Source organism: Deltaproteobacteria bacterium (genome assembly GCA_016219225.1).
Classification (GTDB): domain Bacteria; phylum Desulfobacterota; class RBG-13-43-22; order RBG-13-43-22; family RBG-13-43-22; genus RBG-13-43-22.
In genome coordinates this window covers 1-5,123 of record JACRBX010000216.1, presented here as the reverse complement: position 1 = coordinate 5,123, position 5,123 = coordinate 1, and the positions used below count along the sequence as shown (strand labels likewise).

The following is a 5,123-nucleotide window of genomic DNA, read 5'->3' as shown; positions in this document are numbered from 1 at the left end:
GCTCGATGTAGGAGCCTATATTTCCAACCCCGTGTTCGAAAAGCCGGGTGTTAAAGGGGGCGGTCCACTTGGTCTTCCATAAGTTGTTCCAGGTTTTATAATATTTGATTTGCTCCGGTGTTTTGAAAAAGGGATTTTCTGCGCCATACTGGCTGAGTTGGATTAACCCTTTGGTACCGTCCACCCCGACCTCGTGAAGGAAATTAGGCTCATCGAGAAAGATGTGGGCAAAGGGCAGCTTGACCCCCATCTGCCGGGCTTGTTTGAGGAGGTTGGCGGCATCGGGAATCCAATCCCCGGTATAAACCACCTCGGCTCCGGCGGCCTTGATCTTGGTCAGGTAAGGGGCAAAGTCCGTCAGGAACAATTTATGGTAATCCTCGCCGACGATCTGGGCCTCCGGATAATATTCCTTCAAACCGTGTTTAAACCCCTCGGCCATGGCATGGCCGAACATGTAATCCTGGCAAAGGATATAAAACTTCTTTTCTTTTTTCCGTACTTTTCCATAATAATAGGCCAGTCCCCGGCCGATCTGCTCAGTTGAAAAGGAGGACATGAAGGCATAGCGGGAGAAATTGGTGGCATCCTGAAGTTCATCGGAAATGGAAGCGGTGTTGTGGGCAATGACCTTATACTTGTTGGCCACTTCATTGATGATCTTCATCAGGTTGCTGCCGTCCGTGCCCCAGAGGACATGGACCTTTTCCTGCAGGACCATCCTCTCGCAAACCTTCTTGGTCTGATCGGGCTTGGACATGTGATCGGCCTTGATGATCTGGACCAGCTTCTTTTTACCGTCAACCATAAGACCGCCCCGTTTGTTGATGTCATGGGCCGCCCAGAGGACGGAGATGTAATAGATCTGGCCCACTAATGCCGCCGGCCCGGAAAAAGAAGCCACAATGGCGATCTTGATGGTGTCCCCGGTCGGGATCACCGGGTTGTTCGGATCAAAGTCGGACATATCACCCATTTTTTTAAAATCAAAGGCGGCATTAACCGCCATGGCCTGGGATGGACTCAAGGCCGTATAAGATAACAATGAAAAAACACATAAAGAAACCAAAATCCCCTTAACGAACCACTTCATAATAAAACCTCCTATTAGTTTTGAATCTTTATTTTGACCTACAGCTACATATCATGACGTCTTGTAAAAAACAATACTTCAATTTATTAACCCAATTTTTTTTGTTTATCATTCAATGTTGGTATCGGTTAATGTCCAAAAAATAAGAGGTAAACTCGGTCTTATGGCTATTAACCAGAGATAAAATTGATAAATTGCGTTTGTCCTGGGACATCAAAACTTTTCAAATCATTCTGCAACCTGCAACTTGCCACTTGAGACTTGAGACTTGAGACTTTTTCTCTAACTGATCCCCGATCCCCGACCCCTATTTTCGGAATAAGGACATCTGTTTCTTCCTGGGCCGCACCGGTTTTTTGGTCCCTTCAGGACAATGGGAATGATTCAAAAAGGTCCCCATATCCTCGAGAAATGGGGATGACCTTTGGACCAATCTCTGACCGAACAGGGTTCTTTTTTTGGCCCAGGTCAGGAAGAGCTTTTCCTTGGCCCGGGTCAGGCCGACATAAAAAAGTCGTCGCTCTTCTTCCGGGTCCGATTCCTTAAGTACTGATAAGGGCAGGAGGTTTTCTTCACAACCGCTGATAATGACCACCGGAAACTCAAGTCCTTTGGCGGCATGGAGGGTCAGGAGTTTAACGGTTTCCTGATCCGGTTCATAGCTATCCAAGCCGGTTTGCAGGGAAAGGATTTCTATAAATTCATCCAAGGGGCCTTTGAAGGCGGCCGCCTGGAGACGAAGTTTTTTCAAGGCCTCAATCCCTTCACCCGCTAAAGGCTGGGGGATAAAGGTTTCTTCTGAAAGGATCTTTTCTACAGCGGCAACAGGGGAAATATTCGAGGGGAGAAAAAACCTGAGCATTTTCAGGCAGGTCCGGATTTCCGGTCTTTCAGCCCAGTGGACCTCCTGAATCTTTTTAAAGGGAATCCCTTTTTTGAGTAAAGCCTTGGCCAATAGATCCCCCTGGGCATGGAGCCGGTATAAGACCAGAAAATCTGCAAAGCTTCTGGACTGGCCTTGACTTGCCCTGGGGGAAAAACCCTGGTCCCCAACCGACAAGTTTAGACCTCCCATTTCTTCTTCAATGACCTGGGCGATATATTCCCCTTCTTCTTCGGCACTTGGCAGGGCAGATACCGGCACACGGGGCTCGCCCTTCCGGCAGGAAATTAAAGGGATGGATCGGTTTTGAGGAGAGCCCTCCAGGACCTGAGAAGAAGCGGCCAATAGGGTCTGGTTCAATCGAAAGGTTTCCGTTAGGACGATTTCAGTCAACGAGGGACATTCCCGATAGAGGCGGGCAAAGAAATCGGCGCTGGCCCCGCGAAAACCGTATATGGCCTGATTGGGGTCTCCAATGACCATCCATTCCCCATCCTTTCGGGTTAATAGTTGAAAAAGCCGGTATTGGACCGGATTGATGTCTTGAAATTCATCTATAAACAGATAGGGAAACCGGCCTTGAAGGCTGGCCCGGAGGTCTGGACTTTTTTCCAAAAAAATTACGGCTTGCAGGAGAAGTTCATCAAAATCCCAATATTTTCCGATGGCCAGCTTTTGCTGAAAAGCCTGATATAACAAAGGCCATTGCGGATAGGTGTCCCAAAGAGGAAGGGATTCCGGGGCTTCAGGCTCGACCAGGGCATTTTTGGCCAGGGAGATGCGTCTGGCCAGTTCTTTAAAAGACTGGGCCGGGAAATCCCGAACCTTTTCTCGGACCGTTTCCTTTAGTAAAATCAAAGCCTCGTTTTCGGACAGGAGTTGAGAAGGAGAGGGGCTTTGGTCCAGAAGGAAACGATAACAAAAGCCGTGAAAGGTAGAAATCCAGGGAGGGGAAAGGGTTGGGATCTCCCGACAAAGCAGATCAACCCGGGAACGCATCTCTTCGGCGGCTTTATTGGTGAAGGTGATGGCCAATATTTGTTCCGCTTCAGCGATTCGTTCGGCCATCAAATGGGCCAGCCGGTAGGTTAAGGTCCGGGTCTTCCCGGTCCCAGGTCCGGCCAAAACCATTAGAGGACCGCCCCGATGTCGGACTGCTTGACCTTGGGAGGGCGTCAGGGAAGAAAGATCCATAAAAAAAACAGGCCGGGAATTACCCGGCCTGTTCCATAACTAAGCGTAACGGTTAAACTTCTTTAACTGTAATCGCACCGGTTTCACAGACCTCAACACAACTTTCGCACCCCAGACATTCGTCCATATTGACGGGTACGGCCTTGTTGTCCTGAAGTTCAAAAACACTTACCGGACAGGTATCCACGCAATTGGAATCCCCCGTGCATTTGTCGGCATCCACCGTAACTTGAAACATTGATTTTTTCCTCCTTGTGATTTAGATAAATTTTATCCAAAAACAACCATTTAGGTATCTTTGGGCTTTTCCCTTGTTAGATCAAAACCTATTGGGCTTCAAATAACCGGGAAGATTAAATTATTTTTATCCAAAGGTCAAACAATTTTTTTATTTAAAATTTACTCCCCGTCTCTATTTTGTAACTATTTAATATGACGATATTTTAAAAAAAATTGGGGCGGACCGCCAAAAAGATTGACCTGGATAATTCTTATGGTACATTGAAAAACAGGAAGAGAATTAAGGAGGCCCCCATGCTTGATGACCAAGATGCCCTGCGCTATGACCGGCAAATCCTGATTAAAGATTTTGGAATCGAAGGCCAGGAAAAATTAAAAAAAAGCCGGATTTTAATTGCCGGTGCCGGTGGCCTGGGTTCGGCGGCCGCCTTTTATTTAGCTGCCGCGGGCCTAGGCTCCTTAAGGATAGTGGATAAGGACCAGGTTGAACTGAGCAACTTAAACCGGCAGATTCTCCATTGGGAAAAAGACATCGGCAGACTTAAAGTGGAATCGGCCCAGGAAAAATTATCCGGACTCAACCCAGGAATTGAGGTGGAGGTCCGGGCCGAGGAGATCAATGAGGAAACCCTGCCTGAATTAATGGCCGGTTGTGATCTGGTGCTGGATGGATTGGACAATTTTCCGACCCGCTACCTGATCAATCAGCAAATACTCAGCCAAAGAATCCCATTTATCTATGGAGGGATCCTCGGCCTGATGGGCATGGCCACCGTCATCCTACCCGGCCAGACCCCCTGCCTGAAATGTCTCTTCCCTCAAGCCCCGCCGCCTCAGAAGTTCCCGGTCTTGGGAACCACACCCGGGATTATTGGTTTGATCGAGGCCACTGAGGCCATCAAATACCTGGTTGGCATTGGGAAGCTATTGACCGGTCGGCTTCTGGTCTATAACGGATTGGAGATGCGTTTTTCAGAGGTCCAGATTGAACCCAACCCCGAATGCTCGGTCTGCGCCTAAATGGTTACCTCATTCCACATTAATTTTAATCTGTTTTTCTTTAGCCTTTTCGCTTTTTGGCAGGATAACGATCAATACCCCTTCTTTGTGAGTGGCCTTAATTTTTTGGGGATCCACTTCCGCGGGCAAACGGATGTTGCGGGCAAAAGAACCATACCGTCTTTCCACTAAGTGATAGGATTCCTCTTTCTCTTCCTTCTCCTGCTTTTTCTCCCCTTTCAAGGTCAACAAATCGCCACTGATGGAAACTTCAATATCTTTGGGGCCCAATCCCGGAAGTTCAGCGGTGATCACTATGTTTTCTTTGGTCTCCTTGACATCCAAAGCCGGCGCCCAAATGGTTTCTGAAAAGGGATGAAACCCGACTTCCCCAAAAAAACGACCCCATAACTCGTCCATCTCTTTTCTCAATTTGGACAAACTCTTAGTCCTTTCCCAAGGAATTAGATCAAACATATCAACACCCCCTTTTTTTCTGGTTGTGGCTTCCCTCGGTGAGGGAATTGATTTTGTTAAGAAAATAATCACCCTCGGCTCCGTTGTCAAGATTTTGGGGATCAAAATGATCCGAGCAAATCATAGAATCCTGTTGTCAGCCTTTAAAGGGATAGAGTATAATTGTTTCAGGGGTCAGGGGTCAGGGGTCAGGGGTCAGGGGTCAGGGGTCAGGTGTCAGTTAGAGAAAAATGTCTC

General features: G+C 47.8%; 5 protein-coding genes. 1 reads left to right on the top strand and 4 read right to left on the bottom strand.

Annotation, left to right across the window (positions count from 1 at the left end; translation table 11 throughout):
* From HY879_18170 to HY879_18160, 3 genes are all read right to left on the bottom strand, one after another.
* The coding region (locus HY879_18170; GenBank protein MBI5605265.1) for an ABC transporter substrate-binding protein at positions 1-1,093 on the bottom strand (1,093 nt) is incomplete at its 3' end.
* Between the two features lie 307 nt (positions 1,094-1,400).
* A complete protein-coding gene (locus tag HY879_18165; GenBank protein MBI5605264.1) occupies positions 1,401-3,107 on the bottom strand; it encodes an ATP-dependent helicase in 1,707 nt (568 codons plus the stop codon).
* Between the two features lie 115 nt (positions 3,108-3,222).
* The gene (locus HY879_18160; GenBank protein ID MBI5605263.1) at positions 3,223-3,408 is read right to left on the bottom strand and encodes a 4Fe-4S binding protein; all 186 of its coding nucleotides are present in this window, start codon (positions 3,406-3,408) and stop codon (positions 3,223-3,225) included.
* 296 nt (positions 3,409-3,704) lie between these two features.
* Here HY879_18160 and HY879_18155 point away from each other — a divergent pair, with 296 nt between their 5' ends.
* Complete coding sequence (locus HY879_18155; GenBank protein MBI5605262.1) at positions 3,705-4,430, top strand: HesA/MoeB/ThiF family protein; 726 nt, start codon at positions 3,705-3,707, stop codon at positions 4,428-4,430.
* Positions 4,431-4,439: 9 nt separating this feature from the next.
* On the opposite strand, the gene HY879_18150 is transcribed toward HY879_18155, so the two are convergent.
* Positions 4,440-4,886, bottom strand: coding sequence for an Hsp20/alpha crystallin family protein (locus HY879_18150; GenBank protein MBI5605261.1), 447 nt, complete (start codon positions 4,884-4,886; stop codon positions 4,440-4,442).
* Positions 4,887-5,123: the final 237 nt, after the last annotated feature.

Coding starts and splice junctions, on each gene's coding strand:
- HY879_18165 (MBI5605264.1), bottom strand. CDS start 3,107: ATGGTTTTGGCCGGACCTGGGACCGGGAAGACCCGGACCTTAACCTAC.
- HY879_18160 (MBI5605263.1), bottom strand. CDS start 3,408: ATGTTTCAAGTTACGGTGGATGCCGACAAATGCACGGGGGATTCCAAT.
- HY879_18155 (MBI5605262.1), top strand. CDS start 3,705: ATGCTTGATGACCAAGATGCCCTGCGCTATGACCGGCAAATCCTGATT.
- HY879_18150 (MBI5605261.1), bottom strand. CDS start 4,886: ATGTTTGATCTAATTCCTTGGGAAAGGACTAAGAGTTTGTCCAAATTG.